At 48.9% G+C, this 16,152-nt stretch carries 11 protein-coding genes and 2 pseudogenes; 5 read left to right on the top strand and 8 right to left on the bottom strand.

Annotated elements, in window-relative coordinates; all coding sequences use genetic code 11:
* Positions 1-662: 662 nt before the first annotated feature.
* From MUG06_RS22025 to MUG06_RS22045, 5 genes and pseudogenes are all read right to left on the bottom strand, one after another.
* A complete protein-coding gene (locus MUG06_RS22025) occupies positions 663-1,682 on the bottom strand; it encodes a RepB family plasmid replication initiator protein (RefSeq protein ID WP_215845127.1) in 1,020 nt (339 codons plus the stop codon).
* A 640-nt stretch (positions 1,683-2,322) separates the two neighbouring features.
* Positions 2,323-2,623: pseudogene (locus MUG06_RS22030) on the bottom strand (IS3 family transposase); the annotation flags it as partial.
* A gap of 597 nt (positions 2,624-3,220) precedes the next feature.
* Positions 3,221-4,801: a hypothetical protein gene (locus MUG06_RS22035; RefSeq protein WP_243080055.1), complete on the bottom strand. Its 1,581-nt coding sequence runs from the start codon at positions 4,799-4,801 to the stop codon at positions 3,221-3,223.
* Positions 4,802-4,813: 12 nt separating this feature from the next.
* Positions 4,814-5,617 (bottom strand): nucleotidyltransferase domain-containing protein, encoded by an 804-nt coding sequence (locus MUG06_RS22040; RefSeq protein WP_243080056.1) that lies wholly within the window; start codon positions 5,615-5,617, stop codon positions 4,814-4,816.
* A gap of 13 nt (positions 5,618-5,630) precedes the next feature.
* Positions 5,631-6,854 carry an RtcB family protein gene (locus MUG06_RS22045; RefSeq protein WP_243080057.1) on the bottom strand — a complete coding sequence of 408 codons (1,224 nt, stop codon included), beginning with the start codon at positions 6,852-6,854 and terminating at the stop codon, positions 5,631-5,633.
* A gap of 188 nt (positions 6,855-7,042) precedes the next feature.
* Between MUG06_RS22045 and rtcR the strand changes: the two genes are divergently transcribed.
* The 4 genes and pseudogenes from rtcR to MUG06_RS22065 all read left to right on the top strand — a co-directional run.
* A complete protein-coding gene (gene rtcR, locus MUG06_RS22050) occupies positions 7,043-8,617 on the top strand; it encodes an RNA repair transcriptional activator RtcR (RefSeq protein WP_243080058.1) in 1,575 nt (524 codons plus the stop codon).
* Positions 8,618-9,163: 546 nt separating this feature from the next.
* Positions 9,164-10,513 (top strand): MFS transporter, encoded by a 1,350-nt coding sequence (locus tag MUG06_RS22055; RefSeq protein ID WP_243080059.1) that lies wholly within the window; start codon positions 9,164-9,166, stop codon positions 10,511-10,513.
* A gap of 1 nt (position 10,514) precedes the next feature.
* The gene (locus MUG06_RS22060; protein WP_243080060.1) at positions 10,515-11,210 is read left to right on the top strand and encodes a cyclase family protein; all 696 of its coding nucleotides are present in this window, start codon (positions 10,515-10,517) and stop codon (positions 11,208-11,210) included.
* Between the two features lie 209 nt (positions 11,211-11,419).
* Positions 11,420-11,656: pseudogene (locus MUG06_RS22065) on the top strand (GNAT family N-acetyltransferase); the annotation flags it as partial.
* Positions 11,657-11,884: 228 nt separating this feature from the next.
* Here MUG06_RS22065 and MUG06_RS22070 read toward each other — a convergent pair.
* The 3 genes from MUG06_RS22070 to MUG06_RS22080 all read right to left on the bottom strand — a co-directional run bounded on the left by MUG06_RS22070 (position 11,885) and on the right by MUG06_RS22080 (position 15,255).
* A complete protein-coding gene (locus MUG06_RS22070; protein ID WP_243080061.1) occupies positions 11,885-12,877 on the bottom strand; it encodes a zinc-dependent alcohol dehydrogenase family protein in 993 nt (330 codons plus the stop codon).
* 149 nt (positions 12,878-13,026) lie between these two features.
* The gene (locus tag MUG06_RS22075) at positions 13,027-13,917 is read right to left on the bottom strand and encodes a LysR family transcriptional regulator (RefSeq protein WP_243080062.1); all 891 of its coding nucleotides are present in this window, start codon (positions 13,915-13,917) and stop codon (positions 13,027-13,029) included.
* Positions 13,918-14,274: 357 nt separating this feature from the next.
* On the bottom strand, positions 14,275-15,255 hold the full coding sequence (locus MUG06_RS22080; RefSeq protein WP_243080063.1) for a helix-turn-helix domain-containing protein: 981 nt from the start codon (positions 15,253-15,255) through the stop codon (positions 14,275-14,277).
* Positions 15,256-15,369: 114 nt separating this feature from the next.
* Between MUG06_RS22080 and MUG06_RS22085 the strand changes: the two genes are divergently transcribed.
* Positions 15,370-16,011 (top strand): HD domain-containing protein, encoded by a 642-nt coding sequence (locus tag MUG06_RS22085; RefSeq protein ID WP_243080064.1) that lies wholly within the window; start codon positions 15,370-15,372, stop codon positions 16,009-16,011.
* Positions 16,012-16,152: the final 141 nt, after the last annotated feature.

A 16,152-nucleotide genomic window follows, 5' to 3' on the forward strand; every position in this document is an offset into this window, starting at 1 on the left:
CGAAATAGGCTTATCTCCCGCAAAAAAAGTTTCCAGTCGTATGCAGAAGTTATCACTTATATGCTTGAGAAGGCTTTAATGAAGGGTGTTAGTAGGGTGGATTATCCTTAACAAGGGTATCAGGGAAAGTTATCGGTAATATGCTGGTAGTTATCGGTCGCATGCAGAAAGTTATCGGTCGTATGCATATTCCTGTTATTCAGGCGGGGCTATGAAGTATCTGACTGGCGAGGATTGAGAGAAGGTTATCAGTCGTATGCGCGAGGGTTATCAGCCATATGCAATTTCAAAAACATATTGCTAAGCGCTAAGCCACAGCGCTGTGGTCATCTTTTTACATAAAATTTAAATTATAATTATTTAAATTCAATAACTTAAGCTATTTTTTATATGAGATAAAATTGTAATCAGCAACGTTTTCATGCTGTCTGAGGTATGACTGAATCCGCAAAGGTTTCCCGTCGTATGCTCTAACATAAGAGATTACGTTAAAGGTTATCGGTCGTATGCGGGCGTCTGTTTAAAAAGGGACCTGGAACGAGCCGAAAGCCAGCCAAGCACTCATGAGAAATGAAATTATGCTGATGAGCTGATTCATAATCATTTGAATAAGCTCATTATTTTGGAAAGGTTGGCAGTCGTATGCTAACGCTGGTTACTGGTCATTTGCTATCGAGGGTGATCAGGATTTTTGCAATCTCTTCCTCTGTAAAACCTGAATCCTTGAGCTTACTGATTTTAGATATCATTGCCTCATCAAGAATTTGAGGTTCAGCAGCATAGGTATCATTCATTTTTAAGGCTTTATCAGGCACTAAGCTCGGATTTCTCTTTGTGATATTGAAATATACCGATCTCCCGCGCTTAAACTCGCTGTACTCCAGATAATTGATTTCCTTCAATTCAGCCAGGGCTTTACGCACAATATGATTCTGATAAGCAATGCGCGATTTCAGGCGTAATCTTTCCCGAAGGCGTTTCATTGAAACCGGAGCCGGATTTTTCGGTAGGCTCTCAATGAACGTGTAAAGCGCCTGGGCAGATTCTTTACGGGGAAGGTGGTCAATGGCCTTAAGACGCAGATAAACCTTATAGTCCATCTGATAGAGGTCAGTAAGACGAGGATCGCCTTCTATCTCGACTTCATTTTTTGTCAGACTGTAATGCGCGCTGTTTACAAGACCTGTTGTAAGAGAACCGGTCTCATTACGAAACTGTATCGTTACGCCACGTAAACGCATAAGGGATTCATCTATACGCTTCTTCATGTCTTTGTTAGAGCGCTTCGAATCGAACCCGCAGTTCTGTAGAAACTTTGTGAATGGCAGTTTCAGCTTACCTGCGAAACTGCCATTATCGTAGATGGAACGTATGATCCCTAACCACACCCGAAAGTCAGTGGCCATATCAAGCCGTTCGGAACGAATAGAGATATCCTTGTAGCCTTCCCGCTTAACCACTTCCAGATGGTAAAGATCCTCAAATGCATCCACGGTCGATTTAACCGTGCTCACTGAGGATTTAGATTTTGCATGATCGGTATTGGGAACAAAAAGCCCAAGGCGCATTAAGGCGACCGGCTGAACCGTTGCGTTAGCCGTAGGATTGAGGTGGACAAGTTCACCCGTCTTTTTATTCACTTCATCAGTCATGCTATCTAAGTCATTGACTTTCTTGGTCATAAACAACTTCCGTTTATCAACAGGTGAATTCTACGCTGCATACGACGGATAACCTTATCAGCATACCAGTGGAAATCAAAGAGCATATAACCGATAACCTAAAGCATACGAACAGTAACCAAATGCATACGACGGATAATTTTTTGCATATGACGGATAACCTCAATTGCCATTTAAGCCAGACACAGCAAGGGCTGCAGAGGTGCGGGGATCGTTTAGGCTTTTTTGGATCGATATTAGATCGTATTAAGATCGTATTACTGGATCTATCCTGTTGATAACGGGGATAAGAAAAAAGCAGACTCACAGGAAGGATGCGGGAAGCCGCGGATACGCAATCGATATGTATCAGCACGTCAGAACCTACAACTAATCATTAAAAGATTGAAAGAAGCGTCTGAATGCAGTTTTACTAAAACGTATTTTTTACATTTAGCCCCATGTCACCTGAAAACCGCAGTGATGGAGCTTTCTTCAACGTATCTTGTGCCTTGCAGTCAGTGGGAGCTGGAATGAGGAATTCGTTGCCTGGCTCCAAGGCTCGCTCGATTTACTTCATGTAATCAATCCATACTTAACACACTGTTTTTAGCGCGGGCATGAAGGTTCTGCCTGCTCTTGGTATTAGACAGAGCCGCCAGTTACTCATGGTAGTGTGTTTACTTTCAAATTCTCCGTTTCGCCAGCCCACTACAAACTCTGATGGCGTCTGAAAATCAGTGCTGAATGTGGCCTGCATACGTTATTGTCCTGCCGCCAGTCTTTAATCATTTCCTGATGTGAATGCTGTCGCTGAACCCATTCTGTATTGGCTTACCAGACTGACTTAACCGCAGCGTCAAGGCATGTTTATAAGCCGATTGATCCAGTGTCCGACATGTAAATTCAGGACTCTGATCGGTTCTTATCGTTGCAGGATAACTTAGTGACCGCACGATTCTGAGATGGTGTGATTACGGACGGAAATCGGGGTTTCGGCTTTGCGGAGAATATGGATGCACTGTTCGTTGTAAAAACGCTTCTTCACGGAGAGGTCCTCATGTTACTGATAAAGACATTACTGACATCGTGAGGTATTAATCAATGGAGAGCACGTCAGAACCTTAGTGCATCTCATTTATTATCTCGAGTATCTGTCTTTAGCTGCAACGTTTAACTGGCAGCTGAATTAAAACGAACTTAGTTTAGTGTCTATTCAAGCCCCCTACCCTTTGCACGTTATCGCGGATAGTTGAATGATTTAAATCTGGAGACAATTTTTGTATCTCTAAAGATTAAAAAAATCCCTGCAGGTTTTCTATGATAAGCTTTTGTTTTAAATCACTTTTTATAATTTATTTCAGACTGAAATTCCCAGTTCCTTTTTGCGGAAATCGCTACAGCTAAGGCTCATTTCGACGGCAGAATCGGATGCTGCTGGAGTAGCTTTTTGCTGACCGCTAATAACAGAAAATCAAGAGTGTAATGAAGCAGTGGATGGCTTTTTCAGATAAAGCGAAAACCCGCTAAAAAGCGGGTTTTCCATTTTTGAGGCGGATTTAATTGAACCGTTCCTGCAAACTTTTCAGACGCTGCTGCACCTCTTCATGAGGCTCACCGTTAGCGCATTCTACAATGTACTTACGATGAACCGACAGGCTGTCAGAGGGCCACACTTCGAGAGCGTTAATTGCCATCTGACGGTTTCTGATCACCGGGCTCCGCAGTGCAGCTGCAAGTAAAGGCCATCCCATTTCTGGGAAGCGCTTCATTTCCTGTAATACCGAATCCAGATGACGTTGAGAATTCCATTTCGGGCCCATGCCGCTGCTCAGCGTCGGCCCACTCGCAATCGCCTTAAGATCAAACTGTGCTTCTGCCAGACTACATACGCGGCTGGCCTGGCCTGCGTCCTCTGTTTGCATCAATTGGTACCAGAGGGTTGACTCAGGATTATCGCGCTGGCGTGCAAACAGAGCAGGGAAGGGATCCTCTTGACGAGCGCGGCACACTTCAATAGCAAGATTGAATGCGTAATCTTCGTCGCCTGCCAGAGCCAGTTTAATCACCTTATCCCAAATCGTTAACGCCAGTACTCCGGCGCTTATTGCCACTAATTGCGAGGAAAGGTCTGTCTCCATTGATTCCTCACTCTGTGCCCACTCCCCGATCCGGCTGGCAGTGAGATAGTGCAGGGGATGAGCGGGCTGATAGGCAATAACATGGTGCAAATAGAGCAGGCAGACCTTAGCACCATCATCGTAAACTGACATACCGGGAACCGGACCTTCGTTTAACAGCGCATAAATCATCTCCGCTGCACCCAACAGAAGGGCATCGTCGTGTTCCGTTGCCAGCGCATCCGCCAGCCCTCCGCGTACCGCACTGTTCACCGCGGTGTACTCGTTCATGACTGAATTGGCGAAGCCCTCGCGCAATAGCCAGTCACAAATCGTTTTATCCATTGTGTCTGGCATACGCTCCATCAGATGAATACGTCCCCAGCCGTTGACACGTAGCGCCATGTCAAACCAGATATCAGCATACTGCTCTGGCTCGACCATAACGCGCAGCGCGACAACACCATACAGCGTAAACTCATCATGGCTTGCCAGCACCTGCAATACCTCAACACTGCGCGGATGTGGAAAGAAGGCCAAAACCGCCATGGCAAACTTTACCGCATTACAATCCGGGCTCTGGGTGCAGAGTAATAACACCAGCTCATTGAGCTTATCCGCTCGCAGATCACGAGAATCTGAGATGGCTTTCAACAGGTCATCAATGTAATGCAGCGGTGAGTCATGATTTATCAGGTCATACAGCCCCTGCATTGCCGTTAAGTCCGGTTTTGCAAGCACCTGTTGCAACGCAGAGAGAATGTCCTCTGCATCTGGGCCTTCACTTCCTACACCGAAGTGATAAATCATCGTGCCTTCAAGCGCACCCGGTGCCCAAAACGCTTCATCTGAATCACCTAACGGCTGGTTCTCTAAAACGCTGTTATCCCATGCCAGTGGTTGTGGCTGATTACAGGCCTGTTCAAGACGTGCATAGATCGATGCCAATTGTGTATCCCACACCAGCGGGAAGGTATGTTGTGTTTTTTTCCCCAGAAACCGGTTAAGCCAGCTGTTCATATCCCTTCCCTGTTATGCGTGATGTCCCAGAACTGTTTCAAACAGCAATGCGTCTAGCAACGCGTCATCGCGCTTGCCAGGTGACGGGGCAAGTGTTGCTTCAGTTCGTGCCAGCTCAGCTTCGATGAAAGCGTGCAGAATGGGCCGACGGGGTCCATATTGCGCTTCCCCGGCGCGTTGTTTCGCGGTAAGCAACTCAGCAATTTCCTGCAGCAACGGTCCTTCATGCACTGTTTCCTGCAGCAGTCGATCGAAGCGCATGGGTGGTGCACCTTTACCCGCTTCAATCCAGCGCACGGCTAGCAGAGGGCGCAGGACATAAAAATACTTTTTCAGCCTGACTTCATCACCCTGCAGATAGTGACGAAAATTTTTGTGCGCCATAGACCGGTAGTGCCAGCGCGCGCGCTCCGGTGAAAAGAAACGATCGCTAACTGCATTCACACGAGCCATTACATCGTCGTTCTGCCGGTATATAACAGGTGAATCCAGCCAGTCGATAAGGGTCGGGTTGGCACGCTTCAGAAGACCCAACGCTTTTCGCCACTCCCAGCCGCAGACGTCGAGTTCGGTATCTATCGGTTTTTCGATAACGTCTCGCGACGATTCAACACGCAAGTACCACTCCGGTTTGTGCACGTAGAGAAAACGCACATCATAATCACTGTCCGGTGACGCAAATCCCCAGCCACGACTGCCTGATTCACAGGCGAACAACACACGTACGTCGTACTCGGCCTCTATCTGTTGCAGGACGCCGCGAACGCGCTCGCGCATGGTTTCATCAACGCCGTGTAATCCTGTTTTTATATTCATCCTGTTCTCCCTTTTATCCTTTTACACACACCACCTGACGCAACGTATGAACGATCTCTACCAGTGAGGATTGCGCTGCCATGACGGCATCAATGTCTTTGTAGGCCATAGGTATTTCATCTATCACGTCACGATCTTTACGGCACTCCACATGGGCTGTAGCACGTATTTGATCGTCAAGGGTAAAGCGGTTTTTAGCGGCAGTACGGCTCATGGTGCGTCCTGCGCCGTGGCTACAGGAGCAAAAGCTCTCTTCATTTCCCAGGCCGCGCACGATAAAACTTTTTGCACCCATCGAACCAGGAATGATGCCCATCTGTCCCTTTTGCGCGGACACCGCACCCTTACGCGTAACCAGCACCTGCTCATCAAAGTGTTGCTCCTGCTGCACGTAGTTATGATGGCAGTTCACCGCTTCCTGATGCGTGGCAAACGGTTTAGTTATGCAGGCGGACATGGCAGCCAGTACGCGATTCATCATGACCTCGCGGTTGTGATGCGCATAATCCTGTGCCCAACCCACCGCTTCCAGGTAATCCTCATAATGACGACTCCCTTCACTGAAATAGGCGAGGTTACGATCCGGAAGATTAGCGATGTGCTGCTGCATGTCTTTCTGTGCCAGTGCGATGAACAGTGTGCCAATGGCATTACCCACCCCGCGCGAGCCGCTGTGCAGCATTACCCATACCCGGTCAGCCTGATCAAGGCAGATCTCGATAAAGTGATTGCCTGTGCCAAGCGTACCCAGATGCTGATGGTTATTGGTTTTCAGCAGCTGTGGATACCTGTCCGTCAGATGCTTAAACCGGGACGCCAGTTTTGCCCAGTGCGCATCAACGTCGGCTGGCGTGTCGTGCCAGGCACCTTTATCCCGCTTGCTTCGGGTGCTGGTGCGACCATGGGGTACGGCTTGTTCGATGGCGCTGCGCAGTCCCAACAGGTTGTCGGGCAGATCGGCTGCAACCAGTGAGGTGCGCACGGCAATCATGCCACAGCCAATATCTACGCCTACTGCCGCCGGGATGATGGCGCCACGTGTCGGTATTACACTGCCAATTGTTGAGCCTTTGCCCAGATGTACATCGGGCATGACTGCCATATGTTTAAAAATAAAGGGCATGCTGGCCGTGTTAAGCAGCTGCTGTCTGGCTTCAGGCTCTACCGGCACGCCCTGTGTCCACATTTTTATCGGCGCACCCGAGACAGAATTGAGTACTTCAAATTGAGGTTTCATTTTCTTCTTCTTCTGCAGTATCAGTGACTCTATACATAGCGAATAACGTGCCAGAAATTATATTCATGTAAAAATATGAATAAATTACTGATTTTAATGTTTTTTATTTAAATGAGCGTATTTGTCTTGGATAATTTGGAGAGATATTCTTATCTTATTAAATAAAGGTTTATCTTAGAGGATAAGATATGAAGCGACGAGTCGTGATTGGCGTTCTGGGCACTCAACTTGACAGGCGCGGCAAACGTCAGCATCGCTGGACCAAATGGCGTCCCAGCGTGGCGCTGTGCCAGCACGCGGATTTACCCATTGACCGCTTCGAGTTGTTACACCAGCCGGGTGACATCAGTTTGGCGGAACGACTGGCAGAAGATATTGGAGAGGTCTCGCCGCAGACGCAGGTCGTATCGCATGCAGTCAGTCTTGCTGACCCATGGGATTTCGAAGAGGTCTACAGTGCATTTCTTGATTTCGCCAGCCGTTATCACTTCGATACTGAGAACGAAGAGTATCTGGTGCACATCACCACAGGGACTCACGTGGCGCAGATTTGCTGGTTCCTGCTGACAGAAGCGCATTACCTGCCAGCCAGCCTGTTGCAGACCGGACCGGGCCTAAAGGGCGAAGTAACGCCAGAAGGCGTGTACTCGATCATTGATCTGGATTTGAGTCGTTATGCCACATTAACCAGTCGCTTTCAGCATGAGCAGCAGAGCTCAGTTTCATTTCTTAAATCAGGTATTGAAACCCGCAATACCACGTTTAACGTGCTTATCGAACAAATCGAACGTGTGGCGCAGCGATCAAGTGCACCTATTCTTTTAACGGGACCCACGGGGGCAGGGAAATCTTTTCTGGCAGAGCGTATCTTCCGGTTGCGGCAGTCCCGTCATCAGGTTAAAGGGAAATTTGTGGCAGTAAACTGCGCTACGCTACGTGGCGATAACGCCATGTCGACGCTGTTTGGCCATGTCAAAGGGGCATTTACCGGCGCACTGGCTGCGCGCATGGGATTACTGCGTGAGGCTGATGGCGGCATCCTTTTCCTGGATGAAATCGCGGAGTTAGGGCTCGATGAACAAGCCATGCTGTTGCGTGCGATCGAAGAGAAGCGCTTCTTCCCGTTTGGTGCAGACCGTGAAGTCAGCAGCGATTTCCAGCTGATCGCGGGCACGCATCGGGATATGCGGCAATGGGTAAGAGAAGGGCGCTTTCGTGAAGATTTGTACGCACGCATCAATATGTGGACATTCAGCCTGCCGGGTCTTGCCGAACGCCGTGAAGACATTGAACCTAACATCGAGTACGAACTTCAGCGCTTCATGCGCGACCAGCAGAGTCAGGTACGCTTCGATAAGGACGCGCGTGGCCATTACCTGCATTTTGCGAACTCAGATGACGCCGTCTGGCGGGGCAATTTTCGTGAACTCGGTGCCAGCGTAGCGCGTATGGCAACGCTGGCAGAAAACGGACGCATTACAGTCGCGCTGGTGGATGAAGAGATTATCCGTTTGCAGGCAAACTGGCATACAGAAGAGAAATCTTTGGTGGCATTACCAGTCGATCTTGAGATCGATCTGTTTGATCAAAAGCAGCTGGAAACGGTTATTGACGTTTGCCGGCGCTCAGCCTCGCTTTCAGAGGCTGGCCGCAGGCTCTTCGCCATCTCCCGCCAACAGAAAAAACAGCCAAACGATGCGGACCGATTGCGTAAATACCTCATGCGTTTTGATTTAAGCTGGGAGGATATGCAAAAGGGATGACTTAACTGCAGGGAGGGTTGTGTCTGTGCCTGGGAGCGCGACCTCGCTCATTGCCTATGCACTGACGCCCTTTCGCATTGAGTTAATTAACGCCCGAAAAATATTAGCGCATCTCCAACAGGAAAACAGCTTCGCCAGAATAGGGTACATAGCCCTGCTTAGCTTGTGGGGGCATCGCTGAATCATCTTGCGGGTTAATGCCGTGAAAAATCCAGGCATTCGTTTGCGGGCATAACCCTGCAATCGGTTAAATTTTTATAAAAAAACGAGCAAACTGATCAGGACATCTTACCGCGCTGCCTAAACAATGTGATCTCTCTTGTGCTTTTTTTATCCAACTATCGATTAACTGTGATCAAGGTCCAGTATCAATCGATGCCCGCTTGTATGGTAGTAGTCTTGATAATTATGTTATCAGCGTGTTTAATTTTTGCTCTGCTGATTAAATTTTAAACATTACAAGAATAACGACAAAACAGGGCGTGGCCTGGCCAATAGCATCAGGGTAAGGCTGCAGACTATGATGATTTTTCTAAGGCACTGGATATGACACCTCCCTCATCTGAACTGACACAACAACCGACAAAAGAGACCGCTACTGCCGCTGAACACGTTCCACGCAGCGGGCTGTATCGCTTTCTGCCCAGAGCGCACCCTCTCTCCTGGTGGATGCTGGTCATTACGACGCTTGCGATCCTGATGAACTCAATTGACCGGATTATTCTTCCTACTCTGCTTCCGGCAATTATGCAGTCATTTAACCTGACAGAAGTTCAGGCGGGTTGGCTCAATTCACTTAGCTTTGTTGGAACCTTAGCCGGCGCAGTGATTTTCGGTTTGTTCTCAGACTGGTTAGGTGCCGGACATAAGCGCTGTTACAGCTGGTGCGTGACGGTGCTGGTGGAAATTATCTCAGGTGTGGCGACTGCTTTTTGTAAAACGCTGGGAGCGTTTCAGGTGCTGCGTGTCACGATGGGCATGGGAACTGGTGGGTCGGAACCGATTAACGTCGCTCTGCTCGGCGAGTGGTGGCAGAAAGAGAACCGTGGATTTGCTATTGGGGTGCATCACACCGGATTTCCGCTGGGGCAATTTATCGGTCCTATCCTAATCGCCGCTATTCTGGCTTTTGCGACCTGGCGTGAAGCCTTTTTGTTTATTCCGCTGATTGGCTTAGTTATTTTGGTGGCACAACTCATCATTGGCACACGTAAAAATCACCAGAAGGTTAATGACTGGATCGTTGATAACAAGCTGACGCCGCCCGTTACCGAATCCTTGCAGAACACCGTTGAGAAGCGTTCTGTATGGGCTAATGCCGCTTCCTGTTTGAAAAATCGTAACTGCCAAATGGCTATTCTGCTGATTTTTGGTTTTACATGGGCAGAGATGGGGATAGCTAACTTTCTGACGCTGCAACTGACGCGTGAAGTTGGACTCGATCTCTCGACCGCAGCAATCATCTCTGGTGCATCGGGATTGACCGGCTGGATTGGACAGATTCTGTGGGGCAGCTTCTCTGATGTGAAAGGGCGTAAGCGCTCGTTGGGTATCATTATTACGGGCTGGGTTCTGGCAGCGGCGCTGTGCATGTTCATCCATTCCGCTACGCTTGGCTGGGCCATTCTTATCTTTTGGGGCCTGTTTCGCAACTCACCTTATCCCGTGGCTTATGCTTTGCTTATCGACTCATCTCCTCGTGCTGCCGCGTCAAGCATGGGATTAATGATCGGCCTCGCGGTTGGCATCGCCGGTATTCTGGTCGCGCCCGTTAGCGGTTGGATTATCCACAGCTACGGTTTCACCGTGCACTATCTGGTGATTGTCGCGGTGTTACTCCTCTCTTGTATTCCACTTTGGTTCATTAAAGAAACCGTAACGTTAAAAAAGGCCTGATATGACCAGCGATCTGATCACGTTATTACGTCACCATAAACTTATTGAGCTAAACCATCTCTATGAAGAGTTCATGCCCGTTTGGCCAACGCATGGAAAATTCTTCTGCAGCCGTGCCGAAGACTACATTGCTGGTGATGGCAACTATAACTGTCAGCTCAGCCTCGGCGATCATTGCGGTACTCATGTGGATGCGCCTGTTCATTTCATTGAAGGTGGAAAAACGATTGAACAGGTCGATGTGCGCCAGCTCACCGGACGGGGACGCTGCCTGGATATGTCACATCTGGCAGAGAACAGTGACATCACTGTAGAAATGATCCAGTCATGGGAAGCTGATAAAGGGAAAATCATTGCAGGAGATATTGTGATATTTCGAACGGGTTATGATCAGAAGTGGCGCTGTCGTCCAAACCAGGCGCCATTTTTGCAAAACTGGCCGGGTTTGTCAGGCGAAGGTGCACATTATCTGATTGAAAAAGGCGTTACTGTTTTCGGTACAGATGCCATGTCGCTGGACAGATACAGTAATGAAGCACACCCGGCTCATCTTGCCGTTCTCGGCTCTGATTGCCTGATCATTGAGAATCTGGCTAACCTGCAAGCCTTGCCTTCCGAATTTATTTTCATGGCATTGCCGCTCAGGATTAAAGGGGCATCGGCTTCGCCAATCCGGGCAGTGGCGCTGGTGGCGTAAAATGGCACACGCATTTGCCTGAACAGGACGCAATGTTAGAGGCGCAGGATTAATCCGGTTACCGTCTATTTTATTCTCAGCCAGCCTGGCTGTATCAGGCGGGTCGGTAACCGGTATCTACAGGCTGACCGCTTTCAGGGGCTCAGAATATGCTTTTTGCACCCGGCGGCATGATAACGAGCAGTTGTGCCTCACGTACAATTGATTTTGTGATCAAATTTAAAAGGATGTTTTCAGACCGGAGCTCTCCGGGTAATGCTTTACTTACTTTCCTCGAAACTTCCGCGAAGAGAATGGGTTATACCGAGCTCTGGCTTGAAACCCGGATTGTTAACCACAGGGCTGTACAGTTTTATAAAAAAAATGGCTACATCCGCATTGAGAATTACGGACCATACATAGGCCGGGAAGAGGCTGTATGTTTCTCTAATCCATTACAAGACTGATATAAAGCTACTCAACGTAAGCGTACTTCGGCTGAATGCCCCTGTTTGTGCAGCGTGCGCATGTCCGCTCTGTGCCAAAAGCGGACATTTAATTAGGAAGCAGTGAATATCAATGTCAGTTTGCGGTAAAACAGTTATTGAGCCATCGGATCGAAACTAAAGATGATAAAAAGCCCGGATGATTTCCAGGCTTCACCAAACTCATTTTTTAAAAGGTTGAGGTAAAAATCACTCAACGACCACGATGATTTTTCCTACCTGGCCATTTGCTTCCATATAACGCTGGGCGTTAGCAATTTCTTCAAGCGGGAACGTTTTATCAATGACCGGCTTCAGTTTGCCCGAGCGTAAACCCTCAGTGACAAAGGCTTTTGCGCGAGTCATTTTTTCAGGATTCATTGTGATTTCAAACAGCTCATATCCACGTAAAGTCAGATGCTTACCGAGAATATCAAATACAGGCACAAGCATGTCACGGCTGTCGAGCGCGCCATACTGGAAGAACATGCCTTGCGGAGCCATTACCTTAGTTAGTTTTGCCACGTCGGGGCCGCCGACGGGATCAAAAACAATATGAGCGCCCGCGCCATCTGTTGCACGACTGATTTCGGCAACCATATCCTGCTCCGCAGTAGCAATGACAGCGGCGGCACCGGCTTTCAGGAGCATTTCGCTTTTTTCAGAGGTGCGCGTAAGCGCGATGGGTTTTGCACCCAACATATTAGCTATCTGTATGGCAGCCAGGCCCACGCTGCTTGATGCTGCGCGGATCACCACGTTCTGACCGGCCTGAAGGTTGCCATATTCAACCAGCGCACCATAGGCGGTGACATACATCATCCAGCTTGCAGCAGCTTCCTCGAATGAAAGATTTTCAGGATGCTTCACGACAGCGTGCACCGGTGCATTGACCAGTTCGCCGTACATGCCGTATTCATTAAACATGAATGAAGGTATCACGCTCACCCGGTCTCCACTGGCAAATTCTTCAACGTTCTCACCAACAGCCTGCACGACGCCAGCCGCTTCATAACCAAGACGTGCTGGAAATTCCGGCTCAATGACATACTGGCCGTTGCGGTACATAATTTCTGCACGGTTAAGGCCAACCGCATGTACGCGAATCTGTACTTCACCCGCTGCTGGCGCGGGCACCTCTACATCAATAATTTCCAGTACTTCCGGACCGCCGGTGCGGTTAAAGGTAACAACTTTAGACATGTTCAGCTCTCGTCAGTTAGCGGCATATCTTCATAATAATGCTGAAGACGTACCCGAATTGTTTGAGAGCAATCTACGTTGTTATGGATGCACGAAAAATAGCCGCCATGGAACTTCAGTGTTAATTATCCATTAACAATCCAGCTGTTTCAGCGGAGTTGCATGGCCAGAACATCACTGAACCAGTCGATAAAGACCCGGACTTTTGGAGAAAGGTAGCGCCTGTCCGGATACATCACTGATACGGGCTTTGATACCGAAGGGTATTGTGTCAGAACCTCTTCAAGAGCACCGGAAGCGATATGGGGGGCAAGGGCATCGCAGGTGGCTTGGATAATGCCCAGACCGGCAAGGCCACAGGAGAGCAGAATGTCGGAATTATCTACCAGCACGCTGCTGGTAGGACGCAGCGACACGACGCTCCCGTCCTCAATAAACTTCCATTCCATAACGTCACGACTGTGATCACTAAAAAAGTTAACCGCCTGATGTTGCTTCAAATCTGCCAGTGTCTCTGGCCGACCGTGCTGTTGCAGATAAGACGGAGCTGCGCAGGTGACCATCCTGATGTCACCAATGCGCCTGGAGATAAAACTTGAATTCTGAAGCGCGCCCAGACGAACAAGACAATCTACGCCTTCTGTTATCAAATCAGTTTTTTTATCCGATGAGACCAACACAACTTCAATGCCGGGATGCTGTGCCTGGAAATCTTTGAGGTTTGGAATCAATATGGCATGAGCCAGCGCCAGCGGAACATCCAACCTGAGGCGCCCTCGCGGTGGCAGAGTCGGTGAAAAACTGGCCATCATGTCATTAACTTCGGCCAGAACGTGTCTGGCATGATGATAGAACTCATCCCCTTCAGCTGTAATACTCAGCTTTCGGGTTGTGCGATGAATGAGTTTTACGCCCAGATCGTCTTCTATTTGCTGTATCGCTTTGCTCACAGTTGGACGATGTATTTGAAGAATGTCAGCGGCCTTTGTGAAGCTACCCTGCTCAACAACCTGTATGAAAATATTTAGATATTCAATCATGTTGGAATGCAATTGATCACCTGACTTTTTAAGCCCTTTCAGGCAGGCATTGTAAGTAAAACCATCCCAAAAGTATTAATCCTTTCCAGCCAGATAAGGACTTTCAGGCTCTCACAATGTCCGCTCTTGGCACAAAGCAGACATCAGTATCACTATCCTGATGGCCCCCTCCGGCTCCCCGGCGTTGCCGGGTCGTCAGCCCCACTTCGCTAACCGACAGGACCAGCGGACCGTGAAAAGTTTCGGGAAAAGCATTGCGGCTGGGGTCTGAGGACAAAAAAAAACGCAAATAATTTGCACTTAACGAGAGGGCCGAATCCTTAAAACAAGCCGCGGCAGGATTAAGCTAATGATCAGTTAATTGTTTTCATTTCTTTCCTTAGCGCGATTAAGCTTGCCATAAGCTGCGGGCGTCATGCCTGTCACCCGGCTGAAAACGCGGCGCATAACATCTGCGCCGGAAAATCCACACTGCATCGCCAGTGTTTTTGCAGGCTGAGCTTTTTGCTCCAGCAGCTGTTTAACTTTCGCGACGCGCTCACGCTCAAGCCACTGACCGGGTGTTATGCCGGCCTCCTGACGGAACAGGCGGCTCAGATGTCTTTCGCTGATATTCATATGTTCTGCCATCTCCGCTACCGTTCTGACCACATCAATATGGGCAATAACCCATCGCTGTAACTCTTGTAATGCCGAGCGCCCGTTAAGCGACAGCCTGTTGCTGCGGACAAAGTGAGCCTGGCTGACCGGGCGGCGAAAAAACATGACAAGCTGAGCCGCAATATCTACAGCAATTTCTCGTCCCAGGTCTTCTTCAACCAGTCGCAGCGCCAGGTCAAGCCCTGAGGTCACGCCAGCGGCGGTGCGGACCCGACCATCAGTGATACATAACGCATCCGCATCTAACGTAATCGTGGGATAGAGAGCTGCCAGAGCACCGGCGCATGCCCAGTGAGTGGTGACTCGCTTTCCTGCCAGCATGCCGGTGCGTGCAAGCAGCAGTGCGCCACTACAAACAGAGCCGAACCGTTTACTGCGCTCACATAAGCCGGTAAGAGAATCAAGAGTTGCAGCATCCGGAACAAAGCTGTCGATTCCCGGTGCGCCGGCTATCAAAAACGTATGCGGCGTATAGTCTGCCGTCTCAGTAAGCACCATGTCCGCTGCCAGCCTGACGCCTGACGAAGCGTGAACGACGAGTCCGCCCACAGAAATAACCTTAGATGTATAAACCTGACGCTTAAGAAGGCGGTTCGCTTCTGCGAAAACATCCAGCGGTCCACAGACGTCCAGTAGCTGTACGCCGGGCACCGCCAGAACGGCTATCTCATGGCTCATTGATTTCTCCATGTCGTAAAAAGTCGCAATGTCTTTAATAGTCTTTAAAAGGCACTTTAAGACATAAAGAGTGCGCTATATGCTCAAAAAAAAACAACCAACAGGAGACACATCATGAGCTTTGAAATTACGGGTATTCGCATTCCGGACAGCAAAATGGCGCGTGAAGCAACAGAGTTCATTCGTGATACTGAATCAGATCTGCTGTTTAATCATTCCAGCCGGGTTTATTACTGGGGGGCGCTTGCCGGTCAGCAGCGTGGACTCAGCGTAGACAGGGAGTTGTTATACATCGGTTGTATGTTTCATGACATTGGCCTGACCCATGAACATTGCAGCTGCGACAAACGTTTCGAAGTGGATGGCGCTAATGCCGCGCGTGCTTTTCTTGAAGAATATGGAATAGCTCCTGCTGACATTGATAAAGTCTGGACAGCCATTGCGCTGCATACCACGCCAGGTATCCCAGAATTCATGGCACCTGAAATTGCTCTCGTGACCGCCGGGGTGGAAATGGACGTGCTGGGTATCGGCTTTGAGAATTTCACTGAGGCAGAAACCGGTGCGGTGACTGAAATCTATCCGCGTCCTGCGGCGTTCAAAGAGGAAATTATTCAGGCTTTTTATGAGGGTATCAGACACAAACCGCAGACTACTTTCGGAAACGTCAAAGCCGACGTGATCAGAGAGAAAGAGCCGGATTTTTCTCCGCTGAATTTCTGTAATGTCATTCGGCAGTCCCGCTGGCAGGGTTAATTTTAATTAGAAAGTCAGCTTCTGATACTGGTTTTACAAGTGTGAGGCGAAGGATAGACATTACGAATCGGTCGGTTCACAAAGTACTGGTTAACAGGATAAAGGCATAAATGCGGGCACAGGTAACTACTCTGGTACAAA

Source organism: Pantoea sp. MQR6, from assembly GCF_022761075.1.
GTDB lineage: Bacteria > Pseudomonadota > Gammaproteobacteria > Enterobacterales > Enterobacteriaceae > Pantoea > Pantoea phytostimulans.